This is a genomic window from Streptomyces sp. A3M-1-3 (assembly GCF_024213665.1).
Classification (GTDB): Bacteria; Actinomycetota; Actinomycetes; order Streptomycetales; family Streptomycetaceae; genus Streptomyces.
Genome location: NZ_JANAVP010000009.1, coordinates 73,009 through 90,568 on the forward strand (window position 1 = coordinate 73,009; position 17,560 = coordinate 90,568).

The 17,560-nt window shown below is 69.6% G+C and carries 20 protein-coding genes and 1 pseudogene; 7 read left to right on the forward strand and 14 right to left on the reverse strand.

Annotated elements, in window-relative coordinates; genetic code table 11:
- Positions 1-11: 11 nt before the first annotated feature.
- The 4 genes from NLX86_RS12545 to NLX86_RS12560 are packed head-to-tail and all read right to left on the reverse strand — an operon-like array spanning position 12 to position 2,869.
- On the reverse strand, positions 12-716 hold the full coding sequence (locus NLX86_RS12545) for a TetR family transcriptional regulator (RefSeq protein ID WP_254371734.1): 705 nt from the start codon (positions 714-716) through the stop codon (positions 12-14).
- 11 nt (positions 717-727) lie between these two features.
- Positions 728-1,135, reverse strand: a complete 408-nt coding sequence (locus NLX86_RS12550) for a thiol-disulfide oxidoreductase DCC family protein (RefSeq protein WP_254371735.1) — start codon at positions 1,133-1,135, stop codon at positions 728-730.
- Positions 1,136-1,140: 5 nt separating this feature from the next.
- Entirely contained in the window at positions 1,141-1,584 is a 444-nt protein-coding gene (locus NLX86_RS12555; RefSeq protein WP_254371736.1) for a hypothetical protein, read from the reverse strand.
- A 46-nt stretch (positions 1,585-1,630) separates the two neighbouring features.
- The gene (locus NLX86_RS12560; protein ID WP_254371737.1) at positions 1,631-2,869 is read right to left on the reverse strand and encodes an MFS transporter; all 1,239 of its coding nucleotides are present in this window, start codon (positions 2,867-2,869) and stop codon (positions 1,631-1,633) included.
- An 88-nt stretch (positions 2,870-2,957) separates the two neighbouring features.
- Between NLX86_RS12560 and NLX86_RS12565 the strand changes: the two genes are divergently transcribed.
- Positions 2,958-3,464, forward strand: a complete 507-nt coding sequence (locus tag NLX86_RS12565; RefSeq protein ID WP_254371738.1) for a MarR family winged helix-turn-helix transcriptional regulator — start codon at positions 2,958-2,960, stop codon at positions 3,462-3,464.
- Positions 3,465-3,490: 26 nt separating this feature from the next.
- Here NLX86_RS12565 and NLX86_RS12570 read toward each other — a convergent pair whose 3' ends face one another.
- Positions 3,491-4,423, reverse strand: coding sequence for an SMP-30/gluconolactonase/LRE family protein (locus tag NLX86_RS12570; protein WP_254371739.1), 933 nt, complete (start codon positions 4,421-4,423; stop codon positions 3,491-3,493).
- A gap of 77 nt (positions 4,424-4,500) precedes the next feature.
- Between NLX86_RS12570 and NLX86_RS12575 the strand changes: the two genes are divergently transcribed.
- Positions 4,501-4,986 (forward strand): Lrp/AsnC family transcriptional regulator, encoded by a 486-nt coding sequence (locus tag NLX86_RS12575; RefSeq protein WP_254371740.1) that lies wholly within the window; start codon positions 4,501-4,503, stop codon positions 4,984-4,986.
- Here NLX86_RS12575 and NLX86_RS12580 read toward each other — a convergent pair.
- Entirely contained in the window at positions 4,958-5,458 is a 501-nt protein-coding gene (locus tag NLX86_RS12580; RefSeq protein ID WP_254371741.1) for a hypothetical protein, read from the reverse strand. The two genes, NLX86_RS12575 and NLX86_RS12580, sit on opposite strands and share 29 nt — an antisense overlap.
- A 55-nt stretch (positions 5,459-5,513) precedes the next feature.
- Positions 5,514-5,927 (reverse strand): hypothetical protein, encoded by a 414-nt coding sequence (locus NLX86_RS12585; RefSeq protein WP_254371742.1) that lies wholly within the window; start codon positions 5,925-5,927, stop codon positions 5,514-5,516.
- A gap of 103 nt (positions 5,928-6,030) precedes the next feature.
- Here NLX86_RS12585 and NLX86_RS12590 point away from each other — a divergent pair, with 103 nt between their 5' ends.
- The gene (locus NLX86_RS12590; RefSeq protein WP_302061276.1) at positions 6,031-6,858 is read left to right on the forward strand and encodes a helix-turn-helix transcriptional regulator; all 828 of its coding nucleotides are present in this window, start codon (positions 6,031-6,033) and stop codon (positions 6,856-6,858) included.
- A complete protein-coding gene (locus NLX86_RS12595; protein ID WP_254371744.1) occupies positions 6,855-7,112 on the forward strand; it encodes a DUF397 domain-containing protein in 258 nt (85 codons plus the stop codon). Before NLX86_RS12590 ends, NLX86_RS12595 begins: the two co-directional genes overlap by 4 nt.
- A gap of 362 nt (positions 7,113-7,474) precedes the next feature.
- On the opposite strand, the gene NLX86_RS35020 is transcribed toward NLX86_RS12595, so the two are convergent.
- Both NLX86_RS35020 and NLX86_RS35025 read right to left on the reverse strand, forming a co-directional pair.
- Positions 7,475-7,831 (reverse strand): transposase family protein, encoded by a 357-nt coding sequence (locus NLX86_RS35020; protein ID WP_374213876.1) that lies wholly within the window; start codon positions 7,829-7,831, stop codon positions 7,475-7,477.
- Between the two features lie 53 nt (positions 7,832-7,884).
- Positions 7,885-8,001: pseudogene (locus NLX86_RS35025) on the reverse strand (transposase family protein); the annotation flags it as partial.
- Positions 8,002-8,363: 362 nt separating this feature from the next.
- Between NLX86_RS35025 and NLX86_RS12605 the strand changes: the two are divergent.
- Together NLX86_RS12605 and NLX86_RS12610 are read left to right on the forward strand one after the other, a co-directional pair.
- The gene (locus NLX86_RS12605) at positions 8,364-10,013 is read left to right on the forward strand and encodes a helix-turn-helix transcriptional regulator (RefSeq protein ID WP_308409584.1); all 1,650 of its coding nucleotides are present in this window, start codon (positions 8,364-8,366) and stop codon (positions 10,011-10,013) included.
- A 134-nt stretch (positions 10,014-10,147) separates the two neighbouring features.
- Positions 10,148-11,548: an FAD-binding oxidoreductase gene (locus tag NLX86_RS12610; protein ID WP_254371746.1), complete on the forward strand. Its 1,401-nt coding sequence runs from the start codon at positions 10,148-10,150 to the stop codon at positions 11,546-11,548.
- 83 nt (positions 11,549-11,631) lie between these two features.
- On the opposite strand, the gene NLX86_RS12615 is transcribed toward NLX86_RS12610, so the two are convergent.
- The 5 genes from NLX86_RS12615 to NLX86_RS12635 form a co-directional block, all read right to left on the reverse strand.
- Entirely contained in the window at positions 11,632-12,390 is a 759-nt protein-coding gene (locus NLX86_RS12615) for a succinate dehydrogenase iron-sulfur subunit (RefSeq protein ID WP_254371747.1), read from the reverse strand.
- Positions 12,390-14,144 (reverse strand): succinate dehydrogenase flavoprotein subunit, encoded by a 1,755-nt coding sequence (gene sdhA / locus NLX86_RS12620; RefSeq protein ID WP_254371748.1) that lies wholly within the window; start codon positions 14,142-14,144, stop codon positions 12,390-12,392. Before sdhA ends, NLX86_RS12615 begins: the two co-directional genes overlap by 1 nt.
- 23 nt (positions 14,145-14,167) lie before the next feature.
- The gene (locus tag NLX86_RS12625; RefSeq protein WP_254371749.1) at positions 14,168-14,650 is read right to left on the reverse strand and encodes a succinate dehydrogenase hydrophobic membrane anchor subunit; all 483 of its coding nucleotides are present in this window, start codon (positions 14,648-14,650) and stop codon (positions 14,168-14,170) included.
- 5 nt (positions 14,651-14,655) lie between these two features.
- Positions 14,656-15,036 carry a succinate dehydrogenase, cytochrome b556 subunit gene (gene sdhC / locus NLX86_RS12630; protein WP_308409585.1) on the reverse strand — a complete coding sequence of 127 codons (381 nt, stop codon included), beginning with the start codon at positions 15,034-15,036 and terminating at the stop codon, positions 14,656-14,658.
- Between the two features lie 193 nt (positions 15,037-15,229).
- Positions 15,230-15,754, reverse strand: coding sequence for a 2-oxo-4-hydroxy-4-carboxy-5-ureidoimidazoline decarboxylase (locus NLX86_RS12635; RefSeq protein WP_302061292.1), 525 nt, complete (start codon positions 15,752-15,754; stop codon positions 15,230-15,232).
- 170 nt (positions 15,755-15,924) lie between these two features.
- On the opposite strand from NLX86_RS12635, the gene NLX86_RS12640 reads away from it, so the two are divergent.
- Positions 15,925-17,547 carry a glycoside hydrolase family 20 protein gene (locus NLX86_RS12640; protein ID WP_254371750.1) on the forward strand — a complete coding sequence of 541 codons (1,623 nt, stop codon included), beginning with the start codon at positions 15,925-15,927 and terminating at the stop codon, positions 17,545-17,547.
- Positions 17,548-17,560: the final 13 nt, after the last annotated feature.

A 17,560-nucleotide genomic window follows, 5' to 3' on the forward strand; every position in this document is an offset into this window, starting at 1 on the left:
CAGCCGGGGCCTCAGGACTTCTTCCGGCCGGCGACAGTCTCCGCCATCCCCGGCAGGAAGTCCGTGAACAGCTCGTGCACGTCGCGTACGAGCGGCCGCAGCACCCGGAAGCGGGCGAGCGCCACGCCGCGGGTGGTGAGGCGGGCGCCGCGCTCTGCGAGGCGGCGGCTGCGCTCGCGGCCCTCCGAGCGGTCGAAGACCCAGTACAGGACAAGTCCCATCTGGGAGAGCCACATCAACTCGGGGAGGGTGTCGCGGAGTTCCTCCGCCACCTTGGCCTTGGAGCCGGCCAGCACCTCCCGGTGGATCGCGATGGCCGCCTCGCGGGCGTGTTCCGACTCGGGGGAGAACGGGCTGAGCGGGCTCTCCGGATCGGCCGCGTTCTTGAAGAACTGGGCCGCGAACTCGTGGTACGGCGCCGCGATGTCCAGCCACGCCTTCAGCACTCCCGCGAGCCGGGTCTCCAGGTCCGTCTCCTGGCTGAGCACGGGCCGGACCGCCGCCTGGTGCTCGGCGGAGATCCGGTCGTAGAAGCCCTGGACGAGGTGTTCCTTGGAGCCGAAGTAGTAGTAGGCGTTCCCTACCGAGACCCCGGCCTCCTTGGCGATGGCCCGCATCGTCGTCTTGTCGTAACCGCGCTCCTGGAACAGCCGGAGCGCGGTTTCGAGGATGAGCGTCCGGGTCTGCTCGCTCTTGGGGGCCTTCGCTTCGTTCACGGTGCACGAGCCTAACGGGGTACGGCGCACTGGTCGTCGCAGGGCGGCCCGGTCGCAGTCCCGGACGCCATCGCCTCGCGGTACTTCGCCGCCGCGAGCATCGTGCCGCGTACGAAGGGCAGTCCGGTCGGGGTGGCGAGCCAGTGGGACTTCGGCCGGTGCTCGGCCAGCGCCCAGAGGCAGACGATCCAGGCCGCCGGCCCCGCGTAGATCTGGCCGCGGTCGCCGATGACGGTGATCTCCCGCAGGGTGCGGGCGTGGTTGAGGCGCGGATACCTGCGCCGCGCCTCGTCGGACCCGGCGGGCACCATGTCCAGCGGTACGAGCTGCCGCTGCCGCAGCAGCCAGTTCCGCAGATGGACGCAGAGGGAGCACTGCGCGTCGTACAGGACGGTGAGTGTCCGGACCGGGGTGCCCATCGCGCTCACGCTCCGGCGGGACCGGAGGCGGGAGCGGTCCACGGGCCGGGGCCGGCCTGGTTCGTCCAGCCCTGCGGGCCGACCGGCGGGACCTGCTCGCGGTCCATCACACCGCGTCGGCGGATCTTGTTGAGGACCCAGACGTTGCCGAGGTGCATGACGCCGAGGACGAGCAGGACTACACCGATCTTCACCGAGAGTGCCTCGAAGAGCCCGCGGGCGTTCTCCACCGCTTCGGCCGCCTTCAGGTACAGCGCGACGAAGCCGAGGTTGACCAGGTAGAAGCCGACCACCAGAAGGTGGTTGACGGCGTCGGCGAGCTTCTCGTCCCCGTGCAGCACATCGGCGATGAAGATGCGCCCGTTGCGGCTTAGCGTGCGCGCCACCCAGACGGTGAGCCCGACGCTGATCAGCAGGTAGACGGCGTACGCGACAACAGTGAGGTCCATGCCCCACCCCTCCTTGAACGTGTTCAAAAGGCTGGCAGGGATGAATCTAGACCTGTTTTTGAACATGTTCAAGCGAATGGGCGGAGGGCGTCGGCGCCGGACGTGTGAACTGGCGCACTCCGCGCACCGCGACCGTCCCGGCACAGGCCCCGCCGACCACCACCGCGGCGACGGCGAGCGGCACTTCGGGCCCCCACGCGGCGGCGGCGAGCGGAGCGAGCGTGTAGCCGAGCGGCATCGCGGCGAGCGAGAGGAGCCAGTCGTACGACGTGACGCGGGCCAGCGCGTGGGACGGGATCGCGGACTGGACGGAGGTCTCCCAGACCGGGCTCAGGAAGCCGAGACCCGCCTGCGCGATCCCGTACGCGGCGATCGTCAGCGGGGCCGGCGCGGCGACGGCCAGCATGGCGAGCGGCAGTGCGTAACTCGCCAGCCCGAGATTCGCGACCAGGACCGGCCGCCGCGGCCGGGCCCGGCCGGCCAGCAGCGAGCCCAGCAGCAGCCCGACCGCTCCGGTCTGCATCATCACCGCCCACGCGGCCTGGCCGCCCATGTCGTGCAGCGCGATGGCCGGCCCGAGGGTCATCAGGACGGCGGCCGCGCCGTTCCACGCGGAGTGGGCGATCAGGCTGGTCCAGTACCAGTCGCGGCTGCGCACTTCGCCCCAGCCCTCCCTGAGGTCGGCGAGCATCGAGCGCCGGGGGATGGGCGCATGTGCGACGCGGACCCCGACGAGCAGCGCCGCGCTCACGGCGAAGCTCAGCCCGTCGAGTACGAAAGCCCAGCCGGCTCCGGCGGTGAGCACGAGGGTCCCGCCGAGCGCGGGCCCGCCGAGCCGGGTGGCGCTGCGCACGACGCCCATCAGGGCGTTGGCCCGGTGCAGTTCGCCCGGCCGCACCGTCCCGGTGATCAGCGGCGAGACCGTCGGCATGGCGAACGCCCCGGCCGCCCCGCCGATCACTTCGGCAACGGCGATCTGCCACAGGAGGGGCTCTCCGCCGAGGAGTTCCATGCCGACGAAGAGCTGGCTCGCGGCCCGTACGAGATCGGTGGCCAGCGCGACCGTACGGGCGTTGAAGCGGTCGCCGACGACTCCGCCGACGGGAAGGAGCAGCAGCCTGGGCACCATCGCGCAGGCGAGGACGACGGCGAGTGCGGATGTCGAGCCGGTGGCGTCGAGTACGGCGAGGGTGAGGGCGACGGGGATGACGGCGTCGCCGAGCAGGGACAGGGTGCGGCCGGCGAAGAGCAGCCGGAAGGAGCGCGTACGCAGGGGATGCGGCATGGCTCCGAAATTATTTCGATGCCGAACTATTCGTCAAGGAAATATCTGACATCGAACCATTGTGACGGGTCCGCGTACCATCGCAGTCATGGAGCCCCGCGACTGGACCGACGGGCACGTGGCGCAGTGGAAGCCCGTGCTGCCCGACCTCGACCCCGAGGTCGAGGGCGCGGTCACCCGGATGAAGAAGCTCTCCACCCATCTGCGCCGGGTGCGGGAACAGTCCCTGGTCGACTTCGACCTGGAGCGCCACGAGTTCGACACCCTGCACAAGCTCGCCGGCCGCGGCGGCAAGGCCGCCCCCTCCGAACTCGCCGCCGACCTCGACCTGGCCCCCGCCTCGGTCACCGGCCGGCTGGACGCGCTGGAGAAGCGCGGGCTGGTGCGTCGTATGCCGTCGAAGACCGACCGGCGCCGGGTGGACGTGGAGCTGACCAAGTCCGGCCGGGCGACCTGGCTGGGCGCGATGGATGTGCTCGGCGACGAGGAGTACCGGTTGCTCGGCGTCCTCTCGAAGGACGAGCGGAAGCAGTTCAACGACATGCTGCGGCGCATCATGCTGGTCGCGGAGGCGGGATCGGACCAGCACGGGTAGCCGCCGGCACTGGTAGCTGCCCGGAATCACCCGGCGCGGCGGATCCGTGGCGCCCCCGTCACCGACATCACCAGCGAATACAGCGTCGTCGTCGCCGTGAGGAACATGCGGTTGTTCTTCGGGCCACCGAACGCGATGTTCGAGACCGCCTCCGGCACCCGCAGCCGGCCGATCAGCGTGCCGTCCGGGTCGTAGCAGTGCACACCGCCGAACATGGCGGCCGCCCACAGCCGGCCCTCGTCGTCGAAGCGGATGTTGTCGAAGCGGCTCTCCTCGTCGGGTGCTTCGGCGAAGACCTTGCCGTCCGAGAGCGTGCCGTCCTCGCGCACGTCGAAGACGCGGATATGCCCGGCGCGGGTGTCGGACACGTACAACTGCCGCTCGTCGAGGGAGAAGACGAGGCCGTTCGGCCCGCCGAAGCCGTCCGCCACCAGGGTGACCGCACCCGTCGACGGGTCGATCCGGTAGACGTTGCGGGCGCCGATCTCGCTCTCCGCGCGGTACCCCTCGTAGTCGCTGGTGATGCCGAAGTCCGGGTCGGAGAACCAGATCGACCCGTCCGACTTCACCGCCGCGTCGTTCGGGCTGTTGAGCCGCTTGCCCGCGAACCGGTCGGCGAGCACGGTGAGGGAGCCGTCGTGTTCGGTACGGGTGACCCGGCGGTTGCCCTGCTCGCAGCTGATCAGCCGGCCTTCGAGGTCGAGGGTGTTGCCGTTGCTGTGGCCGGCGGGGGAGCGGAAGACGCCGACGGTTCCGGTCGGCTCGTCCCAGCGCAGCATGCGGTCGTTGGGGATGTCGCTCCAGATCAGCTGACGCCAGGCGGGCAGATAGACGGGCCCCTCGGCCCAGCGGCAGTCCTCGTAGAGCCGTTCCAGCCGCTCGTCGCCGTTGGTGCACCGTCCGGTGCGGAAGCGCTCGTCCAGGATCTCGTAGATCGAAGTACGGCTGTCAGAAGACATGAGGGCAACCTCCGGGTCGATGACCGAACTTGGTTCAGCAGAACATGACTATCGTAAGACCCTGTATGGTGACAACCGTGGATGACATTGACCGGGAACTCGTCGCGCTGCTCCAGCAGGACGCCACCCAGGCGTACGCCGCCCTCGGCAAGGCGGTCGGCCTCTCGGCCGGCGCCGCGCATGAGCGTGTACGCAAACTCCGCGACCGCGGGGTCATCCGCCGCACGACGGTGGACGTGGACCCGGCGGCCCTCGGACGCGGCGTGCTGGCCTTCGTGATGGTCGAGTCGTCGGCGTGGATGGGTGATTCGGCCGGTGCCTTCGCCGCGATCCCGGAGATCCAGGAGGCACACGTCATCGCGGGCAGCGCGTCCGTCCTGGTGAAGGTGAGGACCGCGACCACGGAAGGACTTCAGGACGTCCTGCGCCGGCTGTACGCGATCGACGGCGTCAGCGGCACCCGGGCGACGGTCTCACTGGAGACCTTCTTCGAACGCCCGGTCTCCCCGCACGTCCGGCTGACGGGCACACTGCTCAGAAGCTCATCGAACGCGCGTAGTTGACCTGACCCATCACCATCGGGAAGGTCTGCGGGTGGTGTGCCGGGACCAGGGTCGAGTGGTGGCGCCCGCCACTCGTCACCGTGACCTGGATAAAGCCGGTCGTCGTCCTCTCCTTCATCAGCAGGAACAGCAGCCCCAGCAGACAGAAGACGAAGAAGATGACCGCCATCACGATCGCGGCCGGCGGAATCCGCTCCTCGGTCCGGGACATGTCGGTGGCCGTCCATACCGCGCCCTTGAGGGGAAGCGTCCCGGCCGGGGTGACGATGGAGTCGCTCATTACGGTGATGTCGCCGATGGCCAGCAGCGGAATCCCGCCCGGACTGGGGAGAGCGGGAAGCGTGGGCTGCTGCGGATAGCCGTACGCCGGGTCGGGATACCCGTACACCGGCGCGGCACCCGGCGGATGGGCCGGCCCCCACTTGTAACTGTCGTCCGCGTACGGATTCTGATGCGGATTCGGATCGCTCATGGTCCCCGCCCTCACTAGGTGCGTCTGCGACTACCCGATCCTGCCAGGTATCCGGTCACCCGGTGAGGGTGACGACTCGGGCCAGCAGGTCCGTATCGACGTACGGGCGGCCGGCCGTCGGCAGTGAACGCCATGCCAGCGGCCAGGTGGTCCCCTGGAGGGCGGGTACGCCGACGTACGCGACGGCGGGCCGGGTTCGGGAGGTGTAGCGCTGGGCGAACGGTGGCCAGGCGTGGGCGCGGGCCGTGCCGGGCGGAACGAGGAAGTACATCCAGCGGAAGCCGTTCAGCTCGTACACGATCGGCCCGGGGGCATGCTCGGTCTCCTTGTCGAGCAGCTTGGCGACTTCCTCGCCTCGCTGCCCCTGGATCCGGACCGCGTCGAAGTGGACCCCCGCGAGGCGCAGTTGAAAACCGGAGGCGGGTACCCAGTCCGGGGCCCACGGGGTGGTGCGGATTTCGTCGTTCATGTCCTGGAGGCTGGCCTGCCGGCCATACGCTGACCAGTAGTCGAGCCATCACAGAAGTCAATCTGTGAACCGGTCCGCGCACGTGTGAAGGGCTGTGACGCCGATGTCCGAGCCTGGGAACCCCAGTGACCCGCTGCCGTCTGCACTGCTGCGCGGACTCGGCGCGCAGTTAAGGATGTTGCGCGAACAGCGCGACCTGACCCGTGAGGCGCTCGGCGGCCAGACCAATTTCTCCAAGTCCACGATCGGCGCGTTCGAGCGCGGCGAGCGGATCATGGACGCGAACACGGTCGTCGAGATGGACAAGGTGCTGGCGGCGGCGGGCGTACTGGCCGTGGTGGCGCCGTTCCTGGAGGAGGAGCGGTACGCGCCGCAGTTCCGGGACTTCGCGCGGTTCGAGGCGCAGGCGGTGAGTCTGTGGGTGTACGACACGCACATGGTCAACGGGCTGCTGCAGACAGCGGATTACGCGCGTACCGTCTTTGCGGCGCACTGCCCGCCGGTGGACGAGGAGGAGGTTGAGCGCCGAGTCACGGCCCGGCTGGCCCGGCAGGCGCTCCTGGGGCGCAGGCCGCTGCCGCTGCTCTGCTTCGTCATCGAGGAGTCCGTACTGCTGCGGCGCACAGGAGGTGAGCGGGTCTGGCGCGAGCAGCTCCTCCAATTGGTGGAGATCGGCCGACTGCCGCATGTGCGGATTCAGGTCGTGCCACTGAACTGCGAGGAGCCGGTGGGCTCGGTCGGACCGATGACCCTGGTAGAGGCCCCTGAGCGGCGCATGCTCGGCTACGTCGAGGTGCAGGAATGGGGCACGTTGATCTCGAAGAGGGAATCGGTCAGCGCGATGGTGCAGCGGCATGCAAGCATCCGGGGAATGGCCCTGAACCCGAGCGCGTCCGCACGCCTCATCGAGCGGCTGGCAGGAGAGCAATGAGCACCGAACTGACCTGGTTCAAGAGCAGTTACAGCGGCGGCGACGGCGGCCAGTGCGTCGAGGTCGCCATCGCCTGGCACAAGAGCAGTTACAGCGACGGGTCTGGCGGCCAGTGCGTCGAGGTCGCCGCCTGCCCCGGCATCATCCACATCCGGGACTCCAAGAACACCGCCCGCCCGGGGCTGTCCGTCACTTCCGAAGCATGGTCGGCCTTCGCCGCCTTCGCGGCGTCACGCGAGGTCGCCCCTCGCTGACCGACCTTCACAGTGAACTCCCCCCCTTCACAAATCTGTTTTGTGAAGGGGGCGTTGTTTGTGCTCTCGGCTTGCGCGGTCGCACAGCGGGAGGCTCCATATGCCTCCGAGCCCCGGCCGGAAGCCGCTTAAAAGGGTTCTCCGACGGCCAGTACAAGATCACCTCTCGCTCCTCCCGGCAGGTGATGGCGCCGTACTACGGCACCGTGCTCAACGATGTCGTCGTCCTCGAGCCCGACAGCAACATCGCGAAGAACTGGTGGTCCATCACCCAGATCTGACCGGAACCACTGACCTCAGCCTCCCGGCCCGGGCGTATCGCGCCCGGGCCGGGACGGCCGCCGTGCTGCGCTGCTTCACCCTTACGGGGCGCTGACTTGGGTGGGGAACTCGTTCGCCAGGCCCCGGTAGCCCTCGTCGACCTCGGCTTTCGCGTCCGGGTGCCGGTGGAACTGTTCGGCAATGCCCTCGGTGTGCACGGCGGTCCGGTCGTGCATCCGGCCGGGCCGGATGACACCGGAGAAGCGGGTGCGTCCCTGCCGGTCGCTGAACGTGGTGGTCTTGATGGTGTTCTGCTTCTTCTTGCCGGAGATGAACGCCTTGCGACCCGGTCGGCCGGCCTGAGGGCGCCGCACTTGGACTTCGGTGCCGTCGATGCAGAGATCGACGCCTTCGTGCTGGGCGCAGGTGAACAGGTCCTCCAGGGTGCGGATGCGCAGGCCGGGCCGGTCCGGGACGGCGAAGCCGCGGGCTGCGAGAAGGGCCTCACCTGGCGGACGGCTCCGGAGACGGTGGAGCGGTCGACCCCGTACAGCTCGGCCGCAGCCTCGTGGGGTAGCCCCAGCCGCAGACAGACCAGGGTGACCAGCAGCCGGTCGGTGAAAACCAGTTTCGCCTTGCGTCCGGCTCCCGGGGCCGCCTACGGGCACCGCCGCGTTCCTCGGCGCGCGCGGACTCACCGGCCGACTCCCAGCGCGGCGCGAGTTCTTCGAGCAACTTGCCGAAGTGTTGGCGGGAGATGCCGGTGAGGGCAGGATGGGACAAGGCCAGGCGGAGTAGCTCGTGATTCACACCTTGAGAACCCGCGTGGCCGCCCTCATGTCACGGCCCCCTCCGGCCCCGACTATTCCTCCCAAGGTCGTTACAGAAAGGACGGCCATGACCGTCACACTCGAACGCCGGCCGACGGTTACCGCCGGCCGGCGCGTAGCCTGGTAGAGGAATGTGCCGGTCGCCGGGAAGGGGCTGCGCGTGACTGGGCAGATGCTGGCCGCTGCCGTCGAGCGGGCGCGGGGCGCGGTGGCGCAGGGCGCGTGGAACGAGGCGTACGCGCTGCTGCGCGGGCTGCCCGTGGCGGATCTGGCGCCCGAGGACTTGGAGGCGCTGGCGGATGCCGCCTGGTGGACCTGCCATCCGGAGGAGTCGTTGGCCGTCCGGCTCAAGGCGTACGCCGGATACGCGGCCGCGGGCGACGGCCGGCGGGCCGGATACACCGCGTGGATGGTGTTCTACGACTACCAGGACACCGGACGGACCGTTGCCGCTGCCGGATGGCTCCGGCGCGCCCGTCGCCATCTGGGACGCGAGCCCGAGTGCGTGGAGCAGTGCCTGCTCGCGTGGAGTGACAGTGACGCCGCGCTGGGTCGCGGCGCCTTCGACGAGGCGCTGGCCGAGGCCCGGCGGATGACGGCGCTGGGGCAGCGGTTCGGCAGCCCCGACATGGTCGCCATGGGTCTCCAGGTTCAGGCGGGCGTACTGGTGGCGGCCGGGCGCACGGCGGAGGGGCTGACGCTGCTCGACGACACCATGTGCTCGGTCATGGCGGGCGAGCTGAGCGAGCTGTTCACCGGTTGGGTCTACTGCCTGGCGCTGCAACAGTGCATGGCGGCCGCTCAGTTGGAGCGGGCGGCGCAGTGGACCGAGGCTGCCATGGACTGGTGCGCTTCGCTTCCTGCCGGGAACCCGTTCCGCGGGCAGTGCCGCGTGCACCGGGTGGAGGTGCTGGATCTGCGCGGTGCCTGGACACCGGCGGTCCACGAGGCCGAGGTGGCGCGCCGGGAACTGCTGGCGAGCGACCCGCAGATGGCCGGAGAGGCGTGGTACGTCAGCGGGGAGATCCACCGGCGACGCGGTGATCTGGCCGCGGCCGAGGCAGCGTTCGCCCGCGCGCATGAGCTGGGGTGGGACCCGCAGCCGGGTCTGGCGCTGATCGGCCTCGTCCGGGGCGAGACCGCATCGCCCACGGCGGCGCTACGGGTGGCGCTCGCCGGGGCGGGACGCGACCGGCTCGGCCGCTGCCGGCTGCTGGCGGCGCAGGTGGAGGTGGCCCTGGCGGCCGGGGACAACGTGCTTGCCCGCGAGGCGGCGGACGAGCTGGACGCGGTCGCGCAGGAGTGGCCGCCGGCCGATGCCGCATTGCTGTACGCGATGGCGGCCACGGCGGGCGGCGCGGTCGCGCTGGCGGAGCACGACATCGACGGCGCGCTGTCCCTCCTGCTGCGGGCCCGCTCGTTGTGGCTGGGGCTGGAAGTGCCGTACGAGGCGGCGCAGACGCGGATGCTGCTCGCGGCGGCGGACCGGGAAGCCGGTGACCACGACGACGCGCGGCTGGAGCTCGCAGCCGCCGGGGCGGCCTTCGAACGGCTCGGTGCGGTGCCCGACGCCCGCCGCGCCGCCGCGCTGATGGCTGACGGGCGGCACCGGCTGCCGGGCAGGCTCACCGGGCGGGAGGCGGAAGTCCTGCGGCTGGTCGCGGCCGGGCTGACGAACCGGGCCATCGCCGCCGAGCTGGTGATCAGTGAGCACACGGTGTCCCGGCATCTGAACAACATCTTCGCGAAGCTGGACGTACCGTCGCGGGCCGCTGCCACGGCGTACGCCTTCCGGCACGGACTGGCCTGATCATCCCGTCACCCCGCTGTGGGCTGTTCTGCCCATGGCCGTGCGCGCGGCATGGGCCGTTCCGGCGATGCCGGCCAACCGTTCCGGCGTCTAGACAGGATGCAGGGGTCCGAGGCGGAGAGGCGGTGGGGATCATGACGGCGACAGCGGCAGCGGCGGCCGTGACCACCCTGGACGGCCGGGCGCTCGCACAGCTGCGCGAGACGGTGCACGGCGAGATCATCCTGCCGGGTGACACCGAGTACGGCGAGGCTCGCAAGGTCTACAACGCGATGCACGACAGGCACCCGGCGATCGTCGTCAGGGCCGCGGGTGTGGCCGATGTGATCACCGCGGTGGACTTCGCCCGGGAACAGGAACTGCTGCTCGCGGTGCGCGGCGGCAGCCACAGCGTGCCCGGTTTCGGGACCTGTGACGGCGGGCTCGTACTCGACCTTGGCCGGCTGCGCGGCATCCGGGTCGATCCGGAGCGGCGTACCGTACGGGCCGAAGGCGGCTGCACCTGGCGCGATCTCAATCACGCGGCGCACGCCTTCGGGCTGGCCACCCCGGGCGGAGCCGTCTCCAGCACGGGGATCGCGGGCCTCACGCTGGGCGGCGGGCTGGGGTATCTGAACCGTCGCCACGGGCTGGCCTGCGACAACCTGCTGGCGGCCGATGTGGTCACCGCCGACGGAACGTTCGTGACGTGTGCGGAGGACCGCGACGCGGAGCTGCTGTGGGCCCTGCGCGGCGGCGGCGGGAACTTCGGGGTCGTCACGTCCTTCGAGTACCGGCTGCACCCGGTGGACACCATCCTCGGCGGCCCGACGTTCTATCCGCTCGACGCTGACGTGATGCGCGGCTACCGGCGGATGATCGCCGAGCGGGACGAGGACATGGGCGCCCTGCTCGCGGTACTGCTGGGCCCGCCGGCGCCCTTCCTGCCGGAGCGGTGGCACGGGCGGCCCCTGAGCGCGGTGATCACGTGCTGGACGGGGCCCGAGGAGGAGGACGAACGGGTGCGGGCGCGTCTGGCCGAACTGGGCCCCGTAGTGGGGCAATCCCTGGGGCGCATGCCGTATCCGGTGATCAACACGCTGTTCGACGACGATCTGCCACCGGGGCTCTACCACTACTGGAAGGGGCACTTCAGTCGCGAGCTGAGCGACGAGGCCATCGATGTGCACCTCACGTACGGCGAGACGATGCCCAGTCTGGAGAGCGAGACCGTGGTGTTCCCGATCGACGGTGCATGCCACCGGGTGGGGCAGCAGGACACCGCCTTCGCGTACCGGGACGCGAGCTTCGCGACCGCGATCGGCCCGAGCTTCACGGACGCGGCGGACCGCGAGGCCAACATCGCCTGGACGCGCGGCTACTCGGCGGCGTTGGAGCCGCACTCGGCGGAGGGCGGATACGTGAACTTCATGGATACGGACGACCAGCACCGGGTCCGGGCCAACTACCGGCAGAACTACGAGCGCCTGACCCGGATCAAGCGCCGCTACGACCCGGCGAACCTGTTCCGGCTGAACCACAACATCGCGCCCTGAGCATACGTGCGAGGGCCCCGCCTCCCGGACTCACTCCGGAAGGCGGGGCCCTCGCACACGTACGGCGGCGTACAGCAGGAAAGCTAGAAGCGGCGCGTGATCAGGGCGCGCTTTACTTCCTGGATCGCCTTCGTGACCTCGATGCCGCGCGGGCAGGCGTCCGTGCAGTTGAACGTCGTGCGGCAGCGCCACACGCCGTCCTTGTCGTTCAGGATCTCCAGCCGCTGCTCGCCGCCCTCGTCACGCGAGTCGAAGATGAAGCGGTGCGCGTTGACGATCGCCGCCGGGCCGAAGTACTGGCCGTCGTTCCAGAACACCGGGCACGAGGACGTGCACGCGGCGCACAGGATGCACTTGGTGGTGTCGTCGAAGCGCTCGCGGTCCTCGGCGGACTGCAGGCGCTCGCGGGTCGGCTCGTTGCCCGACGTGATGAGGAAGGGCATGACGTCGCGGTAGGCCTGGAAGAACGGGTCCATGTCCACCACGAGGTCCTTGAGGACCGTGAGGCCCTTTATGGCCTCGACCGTGATCGGCTTCTCCGGGTTGATGTCCTTGATCAGCGTCTTGCAGGCGAGCCTGTTCCTGCCGTTGATCCGCATCGCGTCGGAGCCGCAGATGCCGTGCGCGCACGAGCGGCGGAAGGTGAGCGTGCCGTCCAGGTCCCACTTGATCTTGTGGAGACCGTCGAGCACGCGCTCCTTCGGGTCGATCTCGATCTGGAAGTCCTGCCAGGTCGCCTCGTCCGAGATCTCGGGGTTGAAGCGGCGGATCCGGAAGGTGACCGTGATGTACGGGGAGGGGGCGGACGCGGCTTCCACCTTGTCCAGGGTCGGGGTAGCCATCAGTACTTACGCTCCATCGGCTGGTAGCGGGTCTGGACGACCGGCTTGTAGTCGAGACGGATGGACTCGATGCCGTCGTCGCCGACCTCGCGGTACGCCATGGTGTGGCGCATGAAGTTGACGTCGTCGCGGTTCGGGAAGTCCTCGCGGTAGTGACCGCCGCGGGACTCCTTGCGCGCCAGGGCGGACACGGCCATGACCTCGGCCAGGTCGAGCAGGTTGCCCAGCTCGACGGCCTCCAGCAGGTCCGTGTTGAACCGCTTGCCCTTGTCCTGGATGGACACGTTCAGGTAGCGCTCGCGCAGCTCGCCGATCTTCTCGACCGCGGTCTTGATCGTCTGCTCGGTGCGGAACACCATGACGTTGGCGTCCATGGTCTCCTGCAGCTCGCGGCGGAGCTCCGAGACCCGCTCGGTGCCCGTGGAGGAGCGCAGGCGCTCGACCTGGTCGACGACGAGCTGCGCCGGGTTCTCCGGCAGCTCCACGTAGTCGGCCTTGGCCGAGTACTCGGCGGCGGCGATACCGGCCCGCTTGCCGAACACGTTGATGTCCAGGAGCGAGTTGGTGCCCAGGCGGTTGGCGCCGTGGACCGAGACGCAGGCCACCTCGCCCGCCGCGTACAGGCCCGGGACCACCGTCGTGTTGTCGGCGAGGACCTCGCCCGCGACGTTGGTCGGGATGCCGCCCATGGCGTAGTGCGCCGTCGGCTGGATCGGGATCGGGTCCGTGTACGGCTCGATGCCCAGGTACGTACGCGCGAACTCGGTGATGTCCGGGAGCTTGGCGTCGAGCTGCTCCGGCGGCAGGTGCGTCAGGTCCAGGAAGACGTGGTCGCCCTCGGGACCGCAGCCGCGGCCTTCGCGGATCTCCGTGTAGATGGAGCGCGAGACGACGTCACGCGACGCGAGGTCCTTCATGACCGGCGCGTACTTCTCCATGAAGCGCTCGCCGTCCTTGTTGCGGAGGATGCCGCCCTCGCCACGGGCGCCCTCCGTCAGCAGGATGCCCATACGCCAGATGCCCGTCGGGTGGAACTGGAAGAACTCCATGTCCTCCAGCGGCAGTCCGCGGCGGTAGGCCGCGGCCTGGCCGTCACCGGTCAGGGTGTGCGCGTTGGAAGTCACCTTGAAGAACTTGCCGGTGCCGCCGGAGGCGAAGATGACGGCCTTCGCCTGGAAAACGTGGATCTCGCCGGTGGCCAGCTCGTACGCGACGACGCCCGCGGACTTCTTCACCCCGTCGACGTCCTGGAGCAGCAGGTCCAGGACGTAGAACTCGTTGAAGAACTCCACGCCCTCCTTGACGCAGTTCTGGTACAGCGTCTGGAGGATCATGTGGCCGGTGCGGTCCGACGCGTAGCAGGACCGGCGGACCGGGGCCTCGCCGTGGTTACGGGAGTGGCCGCCGAAGCGGCGCTGGTCGATGGTGCCGTCCGGGGTTCGGTTGAACGGCAGGCCCATCTTCTCGAGGTCGAGGACCGAGTCGATGGCCTCCTTCGCCAGGATCTCGGCCGCGTCCTGGTCGACCAGGTAGTCGCCGCCCTTGATCGTGTCGAAGGTGTGCCACTCCCAGTTGTCCTCCTCCACGTTGGCGAGCGCGGCGGCCATGCCGCCCTGCGCCGCGCCCGTGTGGGAGCGGGTCGGGTAGAGCTTCGTCAGCACGGCGGTGCGGCTGCGCTTGGTCGACTCGATGGCCGCGCGCATGCCGGCTCCGCCGGCGCCGACGATGACGGTGTCGTACTTGTGGATCTTCATGGGTTCAGCCTCAGCCCCGGGCTCTAGCGGATGTTCGGGTCGAAGGTGAAGATCACCAGCGTGCCCAGAAGGATGGTGAACACCGTGGCGGTGTAGAGCAGGCCCTTCAGCCAGAGGCGCGTGTTGGCACGCTCCGCGTAGTCGTTGATGACGGTACGGAGGCCGTTGGCGCCGTGCAGCATGGCGAGCCACAGCATCAGCAGGTCCCAGGTCTGCCAGAACGGCGAGGCCCAGCGGCCGGCCACGAAGGCGAAGCCGATCTTGGACACGCCGCCGTCGAGCACGAGCTGGATCAGCAGGTGGCCGATGACCAGGACGACCAGCACGATGCCGGACAGGCGCATGAAGAGCCATGCCGCCATCTCGAAGTTGCCGCGGGTCGACTTGGGGGTCTTCCGGGTGCGCTGCCGCGGCGGCTCGATGACGGGGGCCGGGTTGTCGACGTCGTACAGGCTTACGCCCTCGACGGACCCGATCGAAGAAGAAGATGAGGTGTCAGCGGACATGTGTGTCAGCTCCCGAATACTTCTTGTGCGGCGTGCCCGAGCACGGGGTAGAGCGCCCCGACCATGAGCACGGCCCAGATGCCCATCACGGTCCAGAGCATCTGCTTCTGGTAGCGGGGGCCCTTGGACCAGAAGTCCACGGCGATGACACGCAGGCCGTTCAGCGCGTGGAAGAGGATCGCGGCGACGAGGCCGTACTCCAGCAGCGCGACGAGCGGGTTTTTGTAGGTTGCCACGACATCGTCGTACGCCTCGGGGGAGACGCGGACGAGAGCGGTGTCGAGGACGTGTACGAACAGGAAGAAGAAGATGAGGACGCCGGTGACTCGATGAGCCACCCAGGACCACATACCTTCCCGGCCGCGGTACAGCGTTCCAGCCGGCACGGAAGAACCCTCCGGGAGCGGGGATCAGGGCCTGCCGGCTTCTGTTGTCGACCAGGCCCGGCCGGGTACGGTCCACCGGCCCTGGCCATCGTAGCGACGCTTTGTCGGTTCGCTCGCCCGGGGTCGACAGGTGTGATCAAACAAGCAATCAAACAGGCACCGATGGGCTATCGGGACAGCTTGAATCGCAAGATTACGGGCGATCCGCCACCAGGTGGGCGAGGCGCTCGCGAGCCAGGCGGCGCAGTTCGTCGGCTGTGACCGCCCTCTCCTCGTCCGCCTCGTTGGCCAGCCGGGAGCGAATCCCGGCCAGTACCTGGTCGAGCTGTTCGGTCGGCCGTACGGCGTCGAGGCAGATGACGAACGCGTGGCGGAAACGGCTCTCGTACGCGGCGTGGGCGGCCCGCAGCGCGGTCTGCGCCGCCTGCGGGGCGCTGTGGTGGAGGTCGGCGGAGGACTCGTCGGCCAGCGCCTCCGCGAGGTCGGCGGCGGAGAGGTCGTAGCTGGCCTCGTCGGCGGCCGCGAGCAGCGCGCCGATATCGGGGTAGGGGCGGTGGGCGGCCAGCCGGTGCGCCCAGCGGCGGCTGCCGCAGCAGGCGAGCAGGGCGGCCTCGGCGGCGCCACTCGGGGCGGTGTTGAAGCGGACGAGTCCGCCTGGGCTCTGGACCGGTATGGCGGGGTGGCCGAGGCTGTGCTGACCCTGAGAAGAGGGAGGCAGCGTGGGCTCCTGGGAAGGATGGGGTGGGTGCGCCTCAACGCTATCGAGTGGCCGTGGGAGCTGTCCGAGGGATGCGCGAGTTTCACCCGGAAGGGAGAGTTTGAGAACCTGGTGTGGACGCGTTATGTGATGCTTGGTCCTTTTCGCGCACAGTGGGAGGTAAGTGGCTGATGTGGAACTCGCGCGGTGCTCTGACCGCAGGCGGGCTCGTCGCAGGTGCGGCCGCCCTCTCGGCCGCTGTAGTCGTCTGGCCCGAGGGGGTGGGCGGCGGCGGTGCGAAGAGCCCCGCGGAAGGCAAACCGTCCGCGACCGTGGCCGCGCCACAAGCGCCCACGCCGACTCCCACCACGTATCCGCTGTCCACCACGCCCCGCACCATCCCCTTCGTGCGTACGCACGAACCGGCCCGGGGCCCGGGCTGGAAGCCGGCCCCCACCGCACGTGTCGTGGTCGCCAAGGGCAGCGAGGCCCTTGCCGACGAGGCCAAGCTCCTCTCCGGCGAGCTGAAGCTCCGCTACGCGAGCGGCGCGGCCGCCCGCGCCGGCGACATCGAACTCGCACTCACGCCGAAGCCGAAGGACGGGAAGGCCGCCGCGCCCGAGTCGTACACCCTCACCACGAGTGACCGGCGGGTGCGGATCACCGGGTCCGACCAGGCCGGAGTCTTCTACGGCACCCGCACGCTGAAGCAGTCGGTGCGCGCCGACGGGCAGATGCCCGAAGGTGTCGTACGGGACCAGCCGGACCGCCCGCAGCGCGGCCTGAATGTCGACATCGCACGCAAGCACTTCAGCGCGGGGTGGATCGAGGACCGGCTGCGCGAGATGGCCGACCTCAAGCTCAACCAGCTCGGCCTGCACTTCTCCGACGACCAGGGCTTCCGTATCGAGTCCTCCTCGCACCCCGAGATCGTCTCCGAGCAGCATCTGACCAAGGCCGAGGTACGCCGGATCCTGGCCCTCGCCGCGCGGCTGCACATCACCGTCGTCCCCGAGATCGACTCTCCGGGACACCTCGGCGCGGTCCTGCGCCAGCACCCCTCGCTCCAGCTGAAGGACGCGCGCGGCGTGCCCACGCGCGGCGCCGTCGACATCTCCCAGCCCGGTTCGGCGAAGATCGTGGACGAGCTGCTGCGCGAGTACGCCCAGCTCTTCCCCGGCGCGTACTTCCACCTCGGCGCCGACGAGTACCAGGCACTGGTCAGGGACAACCCCGAGGCGTCCTATCCGCAGCTCGCCGCGGCGGCCCGGCAGAAGTACGGCGCGAACGCGCGCGTCCAGGACCTGGCGGCGGGCTGGCTGAACGACCGGGCCGCGGTGGTGCGCCCGCTCCAGAAGCAGCCCAAGGCGTGGAACGACGGGTTCTTCCGCGGCGGGGTGGTGGCCGCGGACAAGGACATCGAGGTCGAGTACTGGACGGGCAAGGAGATCGGCGCGCGCGAGCCGGTGGAGTACCTCGAGGAGGGCCGCAAGGTGGTCAACCTCAACGACGAGTACCTGTACTACGTCCTCGGCGAGCCCAACGAGTTCAGCTACCCGGACGGCCGGCGGATCTACGAGCAGTGGACCCCGCTGGTGCTGCGCGGCTCCCAGCCGGTGCCGGAGCGCTACTCGGACCAGATCCTGGGCGGCCGGCTGGCCGTCTGGTGCGACCTGGCGGCCGCGCAGACCCCGGAGCAGGTGGCCCAGGGCATCAGGCTGCCGCTGCGCGCGGTGGCGCAGAAGCTGTGGGACCCGCGCGATCCGGCACCGGAGTGGGCGCAGTTCAGGGTGCTGGCGGACAAGCTGGGCTGAAGCGGGTCCGATT

Excerpts from the sequence above, each read along its gene's own strand:
- NLX86_RS12550 (WP_254371735.1), bottom strand. The coding sequence starts at position 1,135 with ATGGGCACCCCGGTCCGGACACTCACCGTCCTGTACGACGCGCAGTGC.
- NLX86_RS12555 (WP_254371736.1), bottom strand. The coding sequence starts at position 1,584 with ATGGACCTCACTGTTGTCGCGTACGCCGTCTACCTGCTGATCAGCGTC.
- NLX86_RS12560 (WP_254371737.1), bottom strand. The coding sequence starts at position 2,869 with ATGCCGCATCCCCTGCGTACGCGCTCCTTCCGGCTGCTCTTCGCCGGC.
- NLX86_RS12565 (WP_254371738.1), top strand. The coding sequence starts at position 2,958 with ATGGAGCCCCGCGACTGGACCGACGGGCACGTGGCGCAGTGGAAGCCC.
- NLX86_RS12570 (WP_254371739.1), bottom strand. The coding sequence starts at position 4,423 with ATGTCTTCTGACAGCCGTACTTCGATCTACGAGATCCTGGACGAGCGC.
- NLX86_RS12580 (WP_254371741.1), bottom strand. The coding sequence starts at position 5,458 with ATGAGCGATCCGAATCCGCATCAGAATCCGTACGCGGACGACAGTTAC.
- NLX86_RS12585 (WP_254371742.1), bottom strand. The coding sequence starts at position 5,927 with ATGAACGACGAAATCCGCACCACCCCGTGGGCCCCGGACTGGGTACCC.
- NLX86_RS12590 (WP_302061276.1), top strand. The coding sequence starts at position 6,031 with ATGTCCGAGCCTGGGAACCCCAGTGACCCGCTGCCGTCTGCACTGCTG.
- NLX86_RS12595 (WP_254371744.1), top strand. The coding sequence starts at position 6,855 with ATGAGCACCGAACTGACCTGGTTCAAGAGCAGTTACAGCGGCGGCGAC.
- NLX86_RS12610 (WP_254371746.1), top strand. The coding sequence starts at position 10,148 with ATGACGGCGACAGCGGCAGCGGCGGCCGTGACCACCCTGGACGGCCGG.
- NLX86_RS12615 (WP_254371747.1), bottom strand. The coding sequence starts at position 12,390 with ATGGCTACCCCGACCCTGGACAAGGTGGAAGCCGCGTCCGCCCCCTCC.
- sdhA (WP_254371748.1), bottom strand. The coding sequence starts at position 14,144 with ATGAAGATCCACAAGTACGACACCGTCATCGTCGGCGCCGGCGGAGCC.
- NLX86_RS12625 (WP_254371749.1), bottom strand. The coding sequence starts at position 14,650 with ATGTCCGCTGACACCTCATCTTCTTCTTCGATCGGGTCCGTCGAGGGC.
- NLX86_RS12640 (WP_254371750.1), top strand. The coding sequence starts at position 15,925 with ATGTGGAACTCGCGCGGTGCTCTGACCGCAGGCGGGCTCGTCGCAGGT.